This is a genomic window from Streptomyces sp. NPDC031479 (assembly GCF_055581065.1).
On the sequence record NZ_JBVIKC010000004.1, the window covers coordinates 165,414 to 183,529 of the forward strand.

Here is an 18,116-nt window from a genome sequence, read left to right on the forward strand (position 1 = left end):
GGCGGGGCCGCTACACCGGAGGGCCGTCGGCCGATCCCGGGGTGACCAGCCCCGTCTCGTAGGCGAGGACCACGGCCTGGGCCCGGTCCCGCAGGCCGAGTTTGGCGAAGATCCTCGCCACGTGGGTCTTCACGGTGGCCTCGCTGAGCGTCAGCTCCCCCGCCAGCTCGCCGTTGGACCGCCCGTGGCCCATCAGGGTCAGCACCTCCCGCTCGCGCGGGGTCAGCGCGGCCAGGTCCCGGTGCGGCGCCGGGCCCCCGGCCGCGGCGTTCGCGGACGGGCCGGCGGCCGGGGCGCACCGCTCGACCAGGCGGCGGGTGATGGAGGGCGCGAGCAGGGCATCGCCTGTCCCCACCAGCCGTACGGCGGCCGCCAGGTGTTCGGGGGTGACGTCCTTGAGCAGGAACCCGCTGGCCCCGGCCGCGAGGGCGGCGTAGACGTACTGGTCGAGGTCGAAGGTGGTCAGCATGATGACGCGACAGCCGGGGAGTTCGGCCATGATCCGGCGGGCGGCCTCCAGACCGTCCATGCGCGGCATCCGGATGTCGAGCAGGACCACGTCGGGGCGCAGGCTCCGCGCCATCGACACCGCCTCGACCCCGTCCGCGGCCACCCCGGCCACCTCGATCCCCCGGGCCGTCAGGATCAGCCGGAAGCCGGTGCGCACGAGTTCCTGGTCGTCGGCTATCAGCACCCGGGGCCCGGGTGCGGCCGCCGTCACGGCCGGTCCAGGGGAAGGCGCGCGCGGACCCGGAACCCGCCGCCTAGGCGGCGGCGGGCATCGAGGTCGCCCCCGTAGACGGCGACGCGTTCCCGAAGGCCCAGGAGCCCCCGACCGGTCCCCTCGGCCTTCGGCTGCCCGCCGGGCCGCCCGCCCGCGCGGGCCCCGCCGTCGTCCGCGCCCGCGTCGGCGGTCAGCACGCTCGGGCCGCCGCTGAGCACCTCCACCCGCAAGGCACTGTCCGCGTACCGCACCGTCACCTCGGCCTTCACCCCGTCCCCGTGTTTGAGCGCGTTGGTCAGCGCTTCCTGGATGATCCGGTACGCCGTCACGTCGATCCCCGCCGGGAGGGGCCGCGGCTCGCCGGAGATCCGTACGTCCACCGGCAGCCCGGCGAAGGCGATCTTGTCGATGAGCGGGCTCAGCCGGCTCAGGCTCGGCTGCGGGGTCAGCTCGGCGACGCCCCCGTAGGGCTCGTCCTCACCGTCCTGGGCGGGCGCGAGCAGGCCGAGGAGGTGGCGCAGCTCGGTCATGGTGTTCCGGCCGGCGTTCTCCACCGCGCTCATCGCGGCCGCTGCCTCCTGCGGCATGGTCGCGAGCACCTCGCGGGCCGCCCCGGCCTGCACGATCATCAGGCTCACGTTGTGACTGACGATGTCGTGGAGTTCGGCGGCGATCCTGGCCCGTTCCGCGTCGACCGCCCCGCGGGCGGCGCTCTCGCGCTCCCGCTCCAGCAGCCAGCCGTGCTCCCCCCGGGCCGCCCGGTGCGCACGCCGGGTCCGCGCCAGCGCGACCCCCAGGCAGAGCGCGACCACGGCCGCCGCGCCCGCCGACGCCAGCGCCACCCCCGTCAGCCAGCCCACCGCACCCTCCCCCTCATCCGCCCCGCACACCCGGCCCGTCCCCCGCGGACCGCCCAGTACTCTAACCGCGCCCTCGTGTTGAACGGCCGCACCGGGCTATTCGCCGGGGAAGGAAGGCCCACCACCGAGCAGGTACGGCGCGCCTTCACCGCCCCGCCCGCGGGATTCGGCGCCGGGATCAACCCCGTGGTGAAGTGGTGCACTGCCGATCAGCTCGACGAGAAGCTACCCGCCGGGCCTCTTCCACTCGCCGCCCGGCGAACTGCTCGGCAACTGGAGGGAACTCCGGGACGTCGACGGCTGACGGCCGGGAGACCCGGGTGCACTTCTCCAACCCCAGCCTGGTCGGGGACCCGAAGGCCCCCGGGCACCAGAAGGGCAGGGGCGGCGGCGCGCCCGCGTACATCTGTGGGATGACCCGCCCCCCGGGTTACATCCGGTGGGTGACGCCCGGCGCGGGGCGGGCCTTCTAAGTTCGGGGCATGACAAAAGATCACGACAGCGCCCCCGGGGTCGTCGTCCGGCTGGACGGCGTGCACAAGGAGTACGGCGACGCGAAGGCCCTGGACGGCCTCTCGCTGGAGATCCGCAAGGGGGAGGCGGTCGCCGTGATGGGGCCCTCGGGCTGCGGCAAGTCGACCCTGCTCAACATGGTGGCCGGCCTGGACCGGCCGACGGCGGGCACCGTCGAGGTGCACGGCCAGGACCTGGGGTCCCTGTCGGAGACCGGTCTGGCCCTGTTCCGCCGCCGCGGCGTGGGCATGATCTTCCAGTTCTTCAACCTCATCGACGACCTGCCCGCCCTCGACAACGTGGCGCTGGCCGCCCAGTTGACCGGCGTCTCCGCCCGTCAGGCCCGCCGCCGGGCCCTGGAACTCCTCGACGAGCTCGGGATCGCCGACCGGCGCGACCACTACCCCGCCACCCTCAGCGGCGGCGAGCGCCAGCGGGTCGCCGTGGCCCGGGCGCTGATGAACCGGCCCGCGCTGCTGCTCGCCGACGAGCCGACCGGCGCCCTCGACAGCCGCTCCGGCGAACAGGTGATGGACCTGCTGATCGACCTCAACCAGATCGGCCAGACCCTGCTGATCGTGACCCACGACCCCCACCTGGCCACCCGCTGCGCGAGCCGCCTGGTCGAGGTCGCCGACGGCCGCGTGGCCCGCGAGAGCGCGCTGGCGGTGACCGCGTGAACGCCGTGTGGCGGGCGGCCCGCGCGGCCGTCCGGCGCCGCCGGGTGCAGACCTTCGTCATCGGGCTGGTCGTCCTGTGCTCCACCACCACCGTGCTGCTCGCCCTCGCCCTGCTCGACGCCGCGTCGAGCCCCTTCGAGAAGGCGCACGCCCGCCAGCGCGGCGCGCACGTGGTGGCGTCCTTCGACACCGGCAGGGTCTCGCCGGAGCAGCTCGCGCGGACCGCGGGCCGACCGGGGGTGGAGGCCTCGGCGGGCCCCTTCGGGCAGGCCGTCGTCAACGTTCCCGACGGCTGGCTCTGGACGGCGGGCGGCACGCTCTCCGTCGTGGGCCGGGCCGATCCGGCGGGCCCGGTGGACCGGCTCGAAATCCTCGAAGGGCACTGGGCCACCGAGCCCGGGGAGATCGTCGTCAACTGGCCCTCCCAGGGCTCCCCCGGCCCGGAACTGCTCGGCACCACCCTCGACTCCCCGGGGGGGCCGAAGCTGACCGTCGTCGGTTTCGCCGCCGGCATGAGCAAGTCGGCCAGCGCCTGGGTCACGCCCGAGCAGATGGCCGCGATGCACCCCACCTCGGCGCAGATGCTGTACCGGTTCACCGACGCGTCGAGCCGGAGCGGGCTGGACGCCGCCCTGGCCGAAGCCACCGCGGACCTCCCGGGCGGATCGCTGACCGGCGCGCAGGACTACTTCACCCTGAAGGCGGCCTTCTCGGCGCTGGCCGACTCCTACCTCCCCTTCATCACCTTCTTCGGCGTGCTCGGCCTCCTGGTGTCCTGCCTGATCGTCGGGAACGTCGTCAGCGGGGCCGTCGTCTCCGGCTACCGGCACATCGGCGTGCTCAAGGCCGTGGGCTTCACCCCGAACCAGGTCGTCGGCGTCTACCTGACGATGGTCTGCCTGCCGGCCGCCGTCGGCTGCGTCCTCGGCACCCTCGCCGGCAACGCCCTGGCGGGGCCGATCCTGAAGGTCGCGTTCGCCGGCATCGAGACCGGCCGGGCCTCCGTCGGCGCGTACGGCACGTGGGTGTCCGTCGTCTGCCTGGCGGGCATGCCCGCCCTCGTCCTGCTGACCGCTCTGGCCCCCGCCCTGCGGGCGCACCGGCTGCCCGCCGCACGGGCGATCAGCCCGTCCGGCGCTGCGCGTACCGGCCGTGGGCGGCGCGTGCAGCGGCTGCTCGGCGGCAGCCGGCTGCCGCGGTCCGTCAGCCTAGGGCTGGGGCAGTCGTTCGCCCGGCCCGCGCGTACCCTGCTGACCCTCTCCGCGATCGTGCTCGGCGTCACCACGGTGACCCTGGCGACAGGACTGACCGGCACGATGCTGGCCTACGCGGACGCGGGCCAGGGCGGGGGCACCCGGATCCAGGTGTCGGCGGGCGGTCCGGGCAACGGCCGTACCCCGCCGGCGCTCACCGACCCGCAGATCGAGGACCGGCTGCGGGCGCTGCCCGGCACGGCCGGGGTACGGGCTCGCGCGCTCTCCCAGGCTCACCTGGCGGGGCAGGCACAGACGGTCTTCGCCGACTTCTACCGCGGGGACGCGTCCCGGGATCCGTACCGGATCGTGCGGGGCCGGGCGCCGGAGGCGGAGGGCGAGGTCGTCGCCGGTCCGGCGTTCCTGACGCAGCGCGGGCTGGCGATCGGTGACCGGACCACGCTGGAACTGCACGGCCGGCAGGCCCCGGTGGTCGTCGTGGGAGAGCTCATCGAGGGCAACGCGCAGGCCCTGGAAGCCTCCTGGCCGACCCTCCTGAAGCTCGCGCCGGACCTCCGCGCCATCGAGTACACGGTGCGGCTGGCCCCGGGGACCGACGCACGGGCCCGTGCGAAGGACGTCGAGGCGATCGACCCGGGCCTGCGCGCCTCCGTTCCGGACACCTCCAACGCGGGCACGACGACCGTGGTGACCTTCTCCACGGTGTTCACGGTGCTGCTGACCGTCGTCGCCGCCCTCGGGGTGTTCAACACCGTGCTGCTGAACACCCGTGAGCGCCGCCGGGACCTCGGCATGCTCAAATCGATCGGGATGACGCCCCGGCAGGTGGTGGTGATGACGGTGGCCTCGGTCGCCGGGCTGGGCGCGGCCGGCGGGCTGCTCGGGATCCCGCTGGGCGTGGTGGCGCACCGGCTGGTCGTGGACCACGTCGGGGTGGTGTCCTTCCCGGAGTCGATGAAGGACGTCTGGCACGCGCCGCAACTGGCCCTCCTGCTGCTGGCGGGTGTGGTGATCGCCGTGCTCGGCGCGCTGGTTCCGGCACGCTCGGCCGCACGGGCGACGATCGCGACGGTCCTGCACACCGAGTAGGTTTTCGACCCATGCAACGACGACCTCTCGCACTGGTGCTCGACGTGCTGCTGATGCTGGTGGGCGCCCTGTTGGGGATCGCGACGAACTACGCGACCAACGTGGAGGGCGAGGTCCCGCTCCCGCTGCGGCTGCTCCGCCAGTGGTCGATACCCCTCGTCGGGATCGGCCTGCTGGCCCTGGTCGGCGGGCAGTTGTGGCTGCGCTGGCTGGAACGCCGGCCGGCCGCGCCGGCCGCCCGGTGGACGGCCGGTCAGCCCCCGTACCCCGGGCTGGAGGCCTTCGGGGAAGAGGACGCGGCCGTCTTCTTCGGCCGGGAGCGGGAGACCGCCGAGCTGGTCGCCCGGCTGCACCCGGCGGTCCCGGCGCGGGCGCACCGGTGCGTGACGGTGGTCGGGCCCTCCGGCTCCGGCAAGTCCTCGCTGGTCCGGGCCGGGCTGCTGCCCGCGCTGACGGGGCGCCGCGCGCGCTGGACCGCGTACCCGGCCATCACCCCCGGCACCGATCCGGTCGGCGCGCTGCACGCGGCCGTGGACGGCGGGCCACGGGACGGCCGGCCGAGGGTGCTGGTGGTGGACCAGTTGGAGGAGCTGCTGACGCTGTCGGGCGCCGGGGAGCGCACGGCCTTCGCGGAGGCGGTACGGGAGGTCCTGGACCGGGATCCGCGGCTGTGGCTGGTGGGCACGTTGCGCTCGGACTTCCTGACCGGGTTCCTGGAGGGCGCACTGGCGCCCCTGGTACGGGATCCGATGGTGATCGGCGCCCTGCCCCGGGAGGCGCTGCACGAGGTGGTGGCCCGCCCGGGGGCCGCCGCCGGGGTGGAGTTCGAGGCGGGGCTGGTCCCCCGGATCGTCGACGACTGCGGGGGCGGCGACGCGCTGCCGCTGCTCGCCTACACCCTCCAGGAGCTGTACCGGCGCGCGGGCGGGCCCGGGTCCGTGATCGGCCACGCCCTGTACCGGGAGGTCGGCGGGGTCGCGGGCGCGCTCGTCGGGCAGGCCGACCGGATCCGAGCGGAACTGCTGGGCCCCGGCGGTCCGCACGGCGACGACCCGGTGGTGGGGACGCTGCTGCGGCTGGTCACCGTACGGGGCGGGGAGGCGGTGCGCAGGCGGGTCGCGCGCGCCGAACTGACGCCCGCCGAGGGGGAGATCGCCGACGCCTTCGTCGCGGGCCGGCTGCTGACCTCCGACGCGGGGATCCTCGACCTGGCCCACGAGGCACTGCTGCGCCGGTGGCCGCCGCTCCGCGCGGCCGTCGAGGCCCACGTCGAGCGGCTGCGGCAGCGGGGCGCGTGGGAACGCTGGGCGCAGGAATGGGAGTTCGCGGGGCGGGGCGGGGCGTTCCTGCTGACCGGGGACCGGCTGGCGGACGCGCGGTCCTGGCTGGCCGGGCAGGCCGGCGCCCCGTCCGGGCTGGAGGTGTCGGCGCTCGTCGTGGAGTACGTCGACCGCAGCGCCCGTGCGGACGGCGCGGCGCGGGCCGGCACCGCGGACGCGGTGGCGGCCCGGGTACTGGAGAGCCGGGAGCCGGAGACCGCGATCGGGATCGCCCGCGCGGCGGTCACCGAGTGGGCGCCGACCCCGGGCGCCCTCCAGGCGCTGCGGACCGCGCTGGACGGCTCGCTGCTGCGGGCGGTGCACGGGGATTTCGGGGCGGCGGTGACGGGCGCGGCCTGGTCGCCCGACGGGACGCGGCTCGCGGCCTGTTCGGGTGACGGACGGCTGCGCGTGTGGGAGGCGGGTACCGGGGCGGGCACCGGGGCGGGCACCGGGGCGGGCACCGGGGCGGAGGCCGCGACGGGCGCCCTGGCCGAGGAGCCTTCGGCGGTGCTCGACGTGCCGGGCCGGTGGCCCCGTGCGGTGGTCTGGTCGCCCGACGGGGCCCTGCTCGTGTGCGCCACCCGCGACGCGCGGCTGACCTCGTGGGAGACGGCGTCCTGGCGCCGGTCGGCGACCGTACGGCACGGGGACGGCGGGGACGGCGGGGATGGCGGGGATGGCGGCGGGCACGGGGCGCTCGCCTTCTCCCCGGACGGCCGCCGGCTGGTGTCGGCGGCCGGCGACGGGGTGCTCCGGCTGTGGGACCCGGCCGCACTGTCCCCCGCCGGCACCCTGGAGGCGCCGCCGGGCATGGTGTGGAGCGCGGCCTGGTCCCCCGACGGCAGCCGGCTCGCGGCGGCCGGTGAGGACGGGGTCGTACGGGTGTGGCCGTCGGCGGGCCCCGGCGGCCCGGTCCCGGCCGGGCCCGCGCACCGGAACCGGGTCACGGCGTTGTGCTGGTCCCCGGACGGCGCCCTGCTGGCCTCCGGGTCGACGGACCGGACGGTGGTGCTCCGGGACGCGGCGACGGGGGCGGCGGTCCGCACGTTCGAGAGCATGGACGGGATCAACTGCCTGGCCTTCTCCCCCGACGGAACCCGGCTCGCCGCCGGTGACCAGCACCGCAACGTGCGCGTCTGGGACCTGCTCCCGGGTGAGGACCCGCAGGACGCGGCGCTCTGGCTCACCGGGCACCGGGGCGCCCTGTACGCGCTCTCCTGGGCCCCGGACGGCCGACGCCTGGCCACGGCCTCGCAGGACCGGACCCTCGCCGTGTGGGACACGGGCGCGCCGCCGTCGGTACTGCGCGGGCACACCGAGTCGGTGTGGCGTACGGCCTGGTCGCCGGACGGCAGCCGGCTGGCGAGCGCCTCCGAGGACGGGACCGTACGGGTCTGGCGGGCCCCGGAGTTCGGACCGCCCGAGGTGCTGTTCCCCGGGCAGTGCGGGGACCTGGCCTGGTCGCCCGACGGCACCCGGCTCGCGGTGGGCCGCCGGGACGGCACGGCGGCACTGTGGCCGCGCGACGGCGGCCCGGCGGCGCTGGAGCTGGACGGGCACGGCGACGAGGTGTCGGCGGTCTGCTGGTCCCCCGACGGGACCCGGCTGGCGACGGCCGCGCGCGACGGTCTCGTACGGGTGTGGGACGCGGCGGGCGGAGCCCCGCTGCGGGTGCTGCGCGGCCACCGGGACTGGGTCACCGGGGCCGACTGGTCGCCGGACGGAACGCGGCTGGCGACCTGCGGGACGGACCGCACGGTGATCCTCTGGGACCCGGACACCGGCGAGCGGGTCGGGACGTTGGAGGGCCACGCCGACCAGGTGTGGAAGGTCGCCTGGTCCCCGGACGGACGGCGGCTGGCCACCGGCTCCCGGGACCGCACGCTGCGGCTGTGGGACCCGGCGGGGTCCTCCGCGGGGCACGTGGTCCTGACGGGTCACGAGGACCGGGTCCAGGAGATCGCCTGGTCCCCGGACGGGACCCGGCTGGCCTCCGTTTCCCGGGACCGCACGGTCCGGCTGTGGGACCCCGCGTCGGCGACGGCCCCGGCCGTCGTGGTGGGGCTGCACGCCGACTGGGTCAACGGCCTGTGCTGGTCCCCCGACGGCACCCGCATCGCGACGGCCTCCCGCGACCGGACCGTCCGGCTGTGGACCCCGGCGGACCCGGACCCCGCGCCCCTGCTGCGCCTGTCGGCGGCCCGCGTGCTCCATCCCCCGACCCCGGAGGAACGCCGCGCCCACCGGCTCCCGCCCCCGCCCTGACCCGTGGGAGGGTGCGCGGATCCGGCGGGGGCCGCCGGGCCCGTCGTCGAAGTGGCTCCTGAACGACGCCACTTCGGCCCCGGGGGCCTGCGTCCGCTTCCGCCGGCGTCCGGCGGTCGTGGCCGCGCGGCGGGCCGAGCGGGCGGCCCGGTCGGCCTCCCGGTGGTGGGCTTCCGCCCCGGCGAGGGCCTCGTGGGCGAGGTCCCGTTCGGCTCGGGCCCGTTCGGCTCAGGCCCGTTCGGCTCGGGCCCGTTCGGCAGCCCGCTCCCCGCCGGGTGACTTCGGCGTCGGCCCAGGGCCGCCACGCGCTTCGCGCCCGCCGCGTCACCGGCCGCCCCGAGCCCGCGCCGCATCCGCGTCCACGCACCCGCTGTCCGGTATCGCCGTCCGCGGGACGCGTTCGCGCGCGGCGGGGACCCGCCCGGGTGACGAAGATCGCCGGAACGGGCCACCCGGGCGCCCCACGCGGGTGAAGTGCGCCCGGCCGCCGCTTCCCGGCCGGGGCGGAGACCGTTGGGAGGGGCATGAACAGTCCCATAAAGGCGATAAGCGCCCCGATACTGGCCGCGGCCGGCTCCGCCGACGCCCCCGGCATCCCTGCCCCGGCCACCCCGGCTGCTCCGGCCGCCTCGGCCACCCCAGCCGCCCCGGCCGCTTCGGCCACCCCTGCTGACCTGGCCACCCCGGCCGACCTGGCCGCCTCGGCCACCTCCGCCGCGCCGCCCGACCCGCCCGACCCGGTGCCCCGCTTACGGTCCACGCTCCGCGACGGCGTCCTCGCCGTCAGCCTCGCCGGGGAGTTCGACCTCTTCACCTGCGCCCCCCTGCGCGGCCTCCTCGACGAAGGCGCCGCCGGCGGCGCCCGACGGCTCGTCCTCGACGCCGCCCTCGTCACCTTCTGCGACTCGGCCCTGCTCGACGTACTGGACGGGTGGACCCGCAGCGGACGCTCCTGGGAGACCGCCGCGACCTCGCGGTCCCTGCGGCTCCTGCTGGACCTCGACGCCCGTGTGCGCCCTCGCCCCTCCGACCGGGAGCGGGTGGTGGGTCCGTGACCTTCACGCTCCTCACCCCGGCCCCGCTGCTGCCGGCCGCCCTCCTGGCCCGGTGGCTCCCCCCGCCACCCGGGCCGTACCGCCCGGAGCCCCTCAGCCGGTCGCCTCGACGATCCGGCCGTCGCGCAACTCCACCACCCGGTCGGCGAGTTCCATCAGTTCCGGATCGTGGGTGGCGACCAGGGCGGTGACCCCCTCGCTGCGCACCACCGCGCGCAGCAGCCGCATGATCGAGCGGCCCGTCTCGGAGTCCAGCTGGCCGGTGGGCTCGTCCGCGATGATCAGGGCGGGCTCATTGGCCAGCGCGCGGGCCACCGCGACGCGCTGCTGCTGACCGCCGGACAGCTCCCCGGGGCGCTGTCCGGCGTGGTCGGCGAGACCGACCAGGGCCAGCAGGGTGCGCACGCGCTCCTCGCGCTGTTTCGCGGGGACCCCCCGCATCCGCAGGGGGACGCCGACGTTCTCCGCGGCGGTGAGCACCGGGATCAGGCCGAAGGACTGGAACACGAAACCGATCCGGTCCCTGCGCAGCGCGAGCCGGCCGCTCTCGTCCAGGCCCGTCAGATCGGTGCCGTCGAGCTCGACGGTGCCGCCCGTCGGGGAGTCGAGTCCGCCGACCAGGTTCATGAGGGTGGTCTTGCCCGACCCCGACCGCCCCTTGAGAGCGGTGAGTTCACCGCGCCGCACCTCGAACGAGACGCCGCGCAGGGCGTGTACGGTCCGGGCCCCGCTCCCGAAGCTCCGCCGGAGGTCGCGCACCACCACCATGGGCGCGACGGCGGTGGTGGCGGCGCTGACCTGCTGCTGGGTCATGGTGGGTTCCCCCTCGAATCGGCGGGCGGCGGCGCCGCCCCGGAGAGCGCTTCCGACACTCTCCCGCCCTCACGTCCGAATTTGCTCATCTGTCACATCCATCACGCAAGTCCCTTCCGCTACTTGATCGCATCTGACAGCATCGTCCGCTATCCGGGGCCTTTAGTCCGGATGGGGGAGGAACAGGCACATGCTCGGCTTCGTCATGCGCCGGCTGCGCGGGCGTTGGCCGCTCGCCACCGCCGTACTGCTCACCATGGTCATCACCACGACCGCGCTGACCGCCCTGCTGGCGTTCACCCGGAGCGTCGGCGACGCGGGCATGCGCCGGGCCCTGACCGGACCGGAACGGGCGCGCACCGCCGTCGTGCTCACCGGCGAACACGCCCTGCCACAGCGCCCCGCCGACGACGCGGCCGTACGGGCCTTCACGGACCGGGTCTTCGGCTCCGTGCCGACCGGCGCCGAGAGCCTGGCGCGCAGCCGCTCGTACGGGCTGCCCGGCGAACGGGCCCCCGGCAAGGACGCCGACCTCACCCTGCTCGCCGCGCTGGACCGCAACCGCGTACGGCTCCTCGCCGGCCGGTGGCCCGAGGCGGTCGGCCCGAACCCGGGCAGGCTGCCGGTTGCCCTGCCCACGGCGGCCCTGACCCGCCTCGGCCTGGCCCCCGAGCGGCTGCCCGCCGAGGTCCGGCTGGAGGACCGCCTCGGCGGCGCCCCGCTGGACGTGCTCGTCACGGGCGTCTACCGGGCCGCCGAACCGGACGCCCCGTACTGGCGGCTCGACCCGCTCGGCGGACGCGAGGTGCAGGTCGGCAGCTTCACCACCTACGGCCCTCTCCTCGTCGACGACTCGGCCTTCACCGCGGGCGGCCTCCCGCAGAACAGCCGCGCCACCCTGCTGACCCCCGACTTCACCGGCACGCCCCGCTCCGCGGTCGAGGCCGTGCGCGGCCGGGCCGCCGCGGCCGAGACCACGCCCCCCTCGGGGTTGACGGTGAGCGGCGAACTGCCGTCCTTCATAGCGGACCTGCAGTCCGGTCAGCGGGTCGCCCGCTCCACCCTGCTCGTCGGCGCCCTCCAGCTCGCCGTCCTGGCCTCGGCCGCCCTGCTGCTGGTGGCCCATTTCCTGAGGGAACGTCAGGAACCGGAGCGGGTCCTGCTGACCGCGCGCGGCGCCTCCCGCCGCCGGCTCGGCCTCCTCTCCGCCGCCGAGTCCCTGCTGCTCGCGGTCCCGGCCGCCGTGCTCGCCCCGCTGCTCACCCCCCTCCTGCTGCGCCTGGCGGTCCGCTACGGGCCGCTGGCCCACGTGCCGTTCGACACGGGCGGCTCCTGGCTGCTGTGGCCGGCCGCGGCGGTCTGCGCGCTGCTGTGCGTACTGCTGACCACGCTGCCCGCCGTCCTGCGCGGCGCCACGGCCGCCGCCCTGCGGCGCGGCGGGCGCCGTCGGGCTGTGGTGTCGGGCTTCGCCCGCTCCGGCGCGGACCTGGCACTGGTGGCCCTCGCGGTCCTCGCCTACCGGCAGCTCTCCCGGTACGGCGGCGGCGCGGGGGACGCCGCTCCGGCCGGGGGCGACGTCCTCGGCGTGGACCCCGTCCTGGTGGCGGCCCCGACGCTGGCCCTGTGCGCGGGCACCCTGCTCGTGCTGCGGCTGCTGCCCTTCGCGGCCCGGCTGGGCGGGCGGATCGCCGCCCGGGGACGCGGGCTGGGTCCGGCCCTGGTCGGCTGGCAGTTGGCCCGCCGGCCGCAGCGGGCCACCGGACCGGTGCTGCTGCTGGTGCTCGCGGTGTCCAGCGGGGTGCTCGCCCTCGGCCAGCACTCCGCCTGGTCCGCCTCCCAGCGCGACCAGGCCGACTTCGCCACCGCCGGCGGCCTGCGGATCACCGGCGGCGACCTGGCCCCGATGGGCCGGGGCGGCCGGTACGCGGCCCTGCCCGGCGGCGACCGCATCATCCCGGTGATCCACACCGAGGTGGCCCTGCCGGGGAACAAGCCCGGACGGCTGCTCGCCCTGGATTCGCGCGCAGCCGGCCGGCTGCCGCTGCGGGCCGACCTGCGCGACGGACGGCCGACGGCCGAGTTGTTCGCCCCGCTCGCCGTGCCCCCGGCCGCCCCGGGTGCCGGGCCGGGCGCCGACGGGATCGCCCTGCCGGGTGACCCGCGGCGCATCGACCTCGACGTGTCCGTGACCGCCGACCCCGCGTCGGCCGGCCGCCCGACGCTCGGGGTGCTGCTGCGCGACCGGTTCGGGCTCACGTACCGGACCCCGGTCGCCGCCCTCCCGACGAGCGGCTCCGGCACCGTCTCGGTCCCCCTCGACCCGCTGACCGGATCCCCGCTGGGGTCCGCCGCCGGCCCCCTGCGCATCGTGGGCCTCGTGATGTCCTACGGGCTCCAGCCAGCGTGGTTCGACGCCGAGTCGGTGGTCCCGGTCGAGGGGGAACTGGCCCTGCACCGCGTCTCGGTGAGCGAGACCCCGGGCGGAGCCGCCGCACCCGTGACGGCCACCGCGCCCGACTGGCACCTGCGTACCCCCGAAGCGGCCAAGGGGGTCCCGGCCGCCGCCCTGCGGCCCGCCGCACCGGACCTGCTGCGCCTGCACTACCAGGGCCCGCCCGGCAAGCCCGTGGAGGTCTCGCTGAGCCCCGGCGGCCCGCCCGCCGAGGTCCGCGGGGTCGCCACCCGCGGGTTCCTCGCCGCCGTGGGGGCCTCCGTGGGCGACAAGGTGCCCGTCCGGCTGGGCGTCACCACCGTGCAGGTGCGGATCGCCTCGGCCGTCGGGTCGCTGCCCGTGGCCGGTGACACCGCCCTGGCCGTGGACCTGGACGCGGCCGCACGGCAGCTCGCGGCCGAGGACGCCAAGGACCTGCCGCCCGCCGACGAGTGGTGGCTGCCCGCCTCCTCGCCGGACGACCGGGAGCCGGCCCTGGCCGCCGCCCGGATCCGCGCGGGCGCCGGCTCGCAGAAGGTGCTGCTGCGCGAGGAGGTCGCCGCCGGTCTGCTGCGAGATCCGCTGAGCGCGGGCCCGCAGGCCGCGCTGGCGGCCCTGGCGGTGGCGTGCGCGGTCCTCGCCGCGATCGGCTTCGGTGCCTCGGCGGCCGCGTCCGGACGGGAACGGGCCCGCGAGCACGCGATCCTGACGGCCCTGGGCGCCCCGCGGGCCCGGCTCGCCGGGACCGCCGCCGCCGAGGGCTGTCTGCTGGTCGGCCTCGGGACGGCCGTCGGGCTGGGCCTGGGCGCCGCGATCGTCCATCTGGTGGTACCGCTGATGATCCTGACGCCGGCCGCGCAACGCCCGGTGCCCGGGGTCGTGGTGGACCTGCCGGGTCTCCAGACCCTGTTGCTGGCCGCCGCGGTCGCGGCGGTGCCCCTGCTGTCGGCGGTGCTCGGCGGCCGCGGGCGACGGACCGACCGAGGTGCAGCCGCGCGGCTGCGGTACGTGGAGGAGATGTGACCACCCCGCCCGCCGGTCCCGAGGGCACCGCGCCCTCCGGCCGGAGCACCCCCGGCGCCACCCCGCCCGGCCCGCACACGGCCGCCGGCGGCGTGCCGCCCGGCAACCCGGCGGCCCCCGGCCCCTCTTCCTGGCCGGGGCGCCCCGCCCGGCACGACGGCGGGAGCACCGGCGACGGCGCCGCCCCAGCCACGACCCGCACCACCTCCGGCCGCGCCACCGGCCCCTCCGCCGACGCGGCCGGCGCCCCCACGGACCGGACCACCCGTACGACCCGCACCGCCGGCGACGGCGGCGGCGGCCGTTCCCCGGCCGCCGTGCCGCGGGGCGGCTCCGGCGTCCCGTGGGTGCGCACCCGGCTCCGGGCGATGCCGCTGGCGGCGGGGCTCGCCGCGGCGCTGGCGTTCGTCGCCGTCCTGCTGGCGGCCGCCCTGCCGCGGGCCCTGGACCGCGGCGCCGACGACGCCCTGCGCTCCTACCTCCACGAGCAGGGCCCCGGCCCGACCAGCCTGTACGCCAGCGCCCGCGCCCTCCCCGGCCAGAGGACCCCGCAGTCGCTGGACTCCGTCCTGGCGGCCCTGCGCGCGAACACCGGCCCCCGTACCGGCATCGAGCTGGCCGCGACCGGCCCGGTCCACGGCACGGTCACGGTCACCCCGCAGGCCTTGTCCAACCCTGAGCTCAAGAGGATGCCCGGCGACCCCCCGCCGGACACCCTGCTGACCCTCCTCCACCTGCCGCAGGCCGCCTCCCACGCCCGCCTCGTCGAGGGGCGCTGGCCCGGCGGCGCGGCCGAGGGCGCCCCCCTGCCCGTGGCCCTGGCCAAGAGCGCGGCCGAGACCCTGGGCGCCCGGGTCGGCACGGTCCTGACGACCGCTTCCGCCGTCGGGACCCCCTTCCTCGCGGAGATCGTCGGGCTCTACGTCGCCGAGGACCCCGCGGAGGTCTACTGGGACGGCCTGCCCTGTCCCACGGCGGCCTGTCTGACGCCCTTCTGGCGGGTGACCGCGCTGGTCGGAGCCGAGGGGCTCGGACGGCTCGACACGTGGGGCGGCACCGTCAACGACTTCTGGCGGCTCCCCCTGGACACCGGGACGCTGCGCGCCGACCGGCTGCCGGACGTGGCCGCCGCCGTGGCCTCGTACGTGGCCGGGTCCACCGCTTCCGACCTGCGGCGGACCACCGGGCGCGAGCAACTGCAGGTCACCTCCGGGCTGCCGCGGCTGTTCACCCAGGCGCAGGCCCGCCAGCAGGCGGTCGCACCGCTCGCCGCCCTCGGACCCGCCGGACTGGCCGGAGAGGCCCTGGTGGTGCTGTGCCTGGCGGCCGGGCTCGGCGCGGACCGCCGTACGGCCGAACTGCTGCTGCTGCGCGCCCGGGGAGCCTCGCGCCGCGGCGTCGTCGGCCGGCTCCTCGCGGAGAACGCGGTCACCGTGCTGCCGGCCGCCGCGCTCGCCACCGCCCTGGCCGTGGTGCTGCTGCCGGTCCCCCGCCTGGCCCCCACCCTCCTCGGGGCCGGGGCCGTCACCCTGCTGGCACTGCTGGCCTTCCCCGTACGGGCCTTCGTCCTGCTGTCGGCGCCGAACAGGCGGGCCCCGCGCAGGCGGCTGGTGGCCGAACTGCTCGTGCTCGCCGTCACGGTGGCCGCCGTGGCCGAGGTCTCCCGCCGCGGCATCGCCCCCGCCGGGACCGGCCTCGACCCGCTGCTGGTCGCCGCCCCGCTGCTGCTGGCCCTGTGCGGGGGCCTGCTGCTGGCCCGGTTGCTGCCGATGCTCGTACGGGGCCTGACCCGTGCGGCGGGACGCGGCCGCGGGCTGGTCTCCTTCCTCGGTCTGGCCCGCGCGGCCCGCGGTGGCGGCGGCTCCCGGCCGTCCGTCCTGCCGTTGATCGCGCTGCTGCTGGCCGTGACCGCGGGCGGCTTCGGCGCCACCGTCCTGGCCTCCGTGGACACCTCCCGGCAGCAGGTGGCGCGGGCCGCCGTCGGCGGCGACGCCCAGGTGGCGGCGCCCCCGCTGGGCACCGTGCCCAAGGAGTTCACCCGGGCCGCCGCCGGGCTGCCCGGCATCCGGACCTCCGTCCCGGCGTGGGTCGACGACTGGGGCTTCGTCATGGGCACCCAGCAGGGCTCCACCCAGGTCACGGTGATCGTCGCCGACCCGGTCACGTACGCGGAGCTGTCCCGGGCCGTGGGCCGGGGGCAGTTCGACCCCGCACTGCTGGCCGGGGCCGGGGCCGACGCCCCGCTGCCCGCCCTGTTCGGCAAGGGCCTGGCCGCGCAGACCACCGGTGGCGGCGTGCAGGAGCTGCGCTTCAGCGACGGAAAGACCCTGCCCGTGAAGCCCGTCGCCGTGATCGAAGGCACTCCGGCGCCCGGCCCCGCCGCCTACACGGTGGTGCTGCCGGCCGGTCCGACCGCGGCCCGGCTTCCCCGGGTCGAGCAGGCCACCCACTGGTTCGCCCTCGGCCGGGCCGAGGAGGGCCCGCTGCGCGACCTGCTCCGCACCACCGCCCCGAACGGCACGGCGGATCCGTACACCGTGCACACCAGCTCGGCGGCGGCCGCCGCACTCGCCCACGACCCCCTCCAGGCCTCGGCGGCCCGGGTGTTCTGGGGTTCCCTCGCCGGGGTGGCGGCCTTCGCGCTGCTGGCCGTCCTCCTGAACCTGGTGCGGGCCGCGCCCGAACGGGCGGCCCTGCTGGCCCGGTTGCGGACCATGGGGCTGCAGCCCCGTGAGGGCCTGGCCCTGATCCTGACCGAGTCGCTGCCGCAGGCCCTCGCCGCCGCGCTGGGCGGCGGCCTGGTCGCCGCGGCGGCCGTCGCCCTGCTGGGTCCCTCCGTGGACCTGTCCACGCTGGTCGGCTCGGCCGTGCCCACGGGCGTGCGGCTCACCGCGTGGCCCGTGCTCGCGCAGTCCCTGGGCCTGGCCGCCCTGCTGGTGCTGGCCGTGGTCGCCGAGGCGGCGATATCGGGCCGACGCCAGATCACCACCGAGTTGAGAGCGGGAGACCCACGTTGACCAGCGAAGCGCCCACCTACGAGGAGCTGCGGAGCGCGGCGCTGGCCGCCGCCGCGCCGCGGACCCGCTCCGAGGACACCGCCATCGCCTGCGACCGCCTCGTGCGGATCTTCACCTCGGCCGGGGTCGAGGTGCAGGCCTTGCAGGGGCTGGAGCTGACGGTGGCCCGGGGCGATCTGGTGGCTCTGGTCGGCGCCTCCGGAAGCGGCAAGTCGACCCTGCTGAACATCCTGGCGGGCCTGGACGTGCCCACCGCCGGCACGGCTTCGGTGGGCGGCCACGACCTGCTGGAGATGTCGGCGCGGGAGCGGCTGCGCTACCGGCGCGAGACGGTGGGCTTCGTCTGGCAGCAGACGGTGAAGAACCTGATGCCCTTCCTGACGGTCGCCCAGAACATCGCCCTGCCGATGCAGTTGAAGGGCGGCGGCCGTCGCGGCGGCGCGGCCGCCCGGCGGGCCGAGCGCGTCGGCCGGCTGCTGGAGGCGCTGGAGATCGGCGAACTCGCGGGCCGCCGACCGGCCGAGCTCTCCGGCGGCCAGCAGCAGCGCGTGGCCATCGCCGTGGGCATGGCCAACGAGCCGGCGGTGCTGCTCGCGGACGAACCGACGGGCGAACTGGACTCGGAGACCGGCGCCGCCGTCTTCGAGGCGTTCCGCACCGTCAACCGGGAGTTGGGGGCGACGGTGGTCATCGTGACCCACGACCCGATGGTGGCGGGCGAGGTCCGCCGTACGGTGGCCATCCGCGACGGGCGCACCAGCAGTGAGGTGTTGCGCCGGACGGTCACCGACGAGCACGGTACGGAGTCGGTCAGCGAGCGCGAGTACGTGATGCTGGACCGCACCGGCCGGGTGCAGCTGCCGCAGAAGTTCCTGGAGGCGCTGGGCATGGAGCACCGGGTCGCGGTCGACCGGGCGTCCGACCACATCGAGGTCCGCCGCGACGACGCGGACGACCCTGACGCCCCTGACGGCCCGCGCGACGGAGACGTCCCGGACGCCGGCGCGGGGCCCGCCGCGCCGTAGGACGGCCCTTCCCGCCCGCCCGCGGACCGGTCGTCGGGGTGCGGGCGTCACTTCCGTGGTCCGGGTGTCGTTAGGCGCTCGGGGT

General features: G+C 76.9%; 10 protein-coding genes. 7 read left to right on the plus strand and 3 right to left on the minus strand.

The features are described from left to right. Positions 1–10: 10 nt before the first annotated feature. Together ACZ5D2_RS07175 and ACZ5D2_RS07180 are read right to left on the minus strand one after the other, a co-directional pair. Positions 11–721, minus strand: coding sequence for a response regulator (locus ACZ5D2_RS07175; protein WP_371680218.1), 711 nt, complete (start codon positions 719–721; stop codon positions 11–13). Beyond that, on the minus strand, positions 718–1,584 hold the full coding sequence (locus ACZ5D2_RS07180; RefSeq protein ID WP_371680217.1) for a sensor histidine kinase: 867 nt from the start codon (positions 1,582–1,584) through the stop codon (positions 718–720). Before ACZ5D2_RS07180 ends, ACZ5D2_RS07175 begins: the two co-directional genes overlap by 4 nt. Positions 1,585–2,066: 482 nt before the next feature. Here ACZ5D2_RS07180 and ACZ5D2_RS07185 point away from each other — a divergent pair, with 482 nt between their 5' ends. From ACZ5D2_RS07185 to ACZ5D2_RS07200, 4 genes are all read left to right on the plus strand, one after another. Continuing rightward, a complete protein-coding gene (locus tag ACZ5D2_RS07185; RefSeq protein WP_371680216.1) occupies positions 2,067–2,777 on the plus strand; it encodes an ABC transporter ATP-binding protein in 711 nt (236 codons plus the stop codon). Beyond that, positions 2,774–5,080 carry an ABC transporter permease gene (locus ACZ5D2_RS07190; RefSeq protein WP_371680215.1) on the plus strand — a complete coding sequence of 769 codons (2,307 nt, stop codon included), beginning with the start codon at positions 2,774–2,776 and terminating at the stop codon, positions 5,078–5,080. The genes ACZ5D2_RS07185 and ACZ5D2_RS07190 overlap by 4 nt, the downstream gene beginning before the upstream one ends. A gap of 11 nt (positions 5,081–5,091) precedes the next feature. Next, complete coding sequence (locus ACZ5D2_RS07195) at positions 5,092–8,667, plus strand: nSTAND1 domain-containing NTPase (protein WP_468927801.1); 3,576 nt, start codon at positions 5,092–5,094, stop codon at positions 8,665–8,667. Between the two features lie 524 nt (positions 8,668–9,191). Beyond that, positions 9,192–9,722, plus strand: coding sequence for an STAS domain-containing protein (locus ACZ5D2_RS07200; protein ID WP_468927804.1), 531 nt, complete (start codon positions 9,192–9,194; stop codon positions 9,720–9,722). Positions 9,723–9,815: 93 nt separating this feature from the next. Here the strand turns inward: ACZ5D2_RS07200 and ACZ5D2_RS07205 are convergent, their stop codons facing one another. Next, positions 9,816–10,535 carry an ABC transporter ATP-binding protein gene (locus ACZ5D2_RS07205; RefSeq protein ID WP_468927807.1) on the minus strand — a complete coding sequence of 240 codons (720 nt, stop codon included), beginning with the start codon at positions 10,533–10,535 and terminating at the stop codon, positions 9,816–9,818. Between the two features lie 190 nt (positions 10,536–10,725). Between ACZ5D2_RS07205 and ACZ5D2_RS07210 the strand changes: the two genes are divergently transcribed. The 3 genes from ACZ5D2_RS07210 to ACZ5D2_RS07220 are packed head-to-tail and all read left to right on the plus strand — an operon-like array spanning position 10,726 to position 18,031. Further along, positions 10,726–13,989, plus strand: coding sequence for an FtsX-like permease family protein (locus ACZ5D2_RS07210; protein ID WP_468927810.1), 3,264 nt, complete (start codon positions 10,726–10,728; stop codon positions 13,987–13,989). Beyond that, the gene (locus ACZ5D2_RS07215; RefSeq protein ID WP_468927813.1) at positions 13,986–17,006 is read left to right on the plus strand and encodes a hypothetical protein; all 3,021 of its coding nucleotides are present in this window, start codon (positions 13,986–13,988) and stop codon (positions 17,004–17,006) included. Before ACZ5D2_RS07210 ends, ACZ5D2_RS07215 begins: the two co-directional genes overlap by 4 nt. Then, a complete protein-coding gene (locus ACZ5D2_RS07220; protein WP_468927815.1) occupies positions 17,003–18,031 on the plus strand; it encodes an ABC transporter ATP-binding protein in 1,029 nt (342 codons plus the stop codon). The genes ACZ5D2_RS07215 and ACZ5D2_RS07220 overlap by 4 nt, the downstream gene beginning before the upstream one ends. Positions 18,032–18,116: the final 85 nt, after the last annotated feature.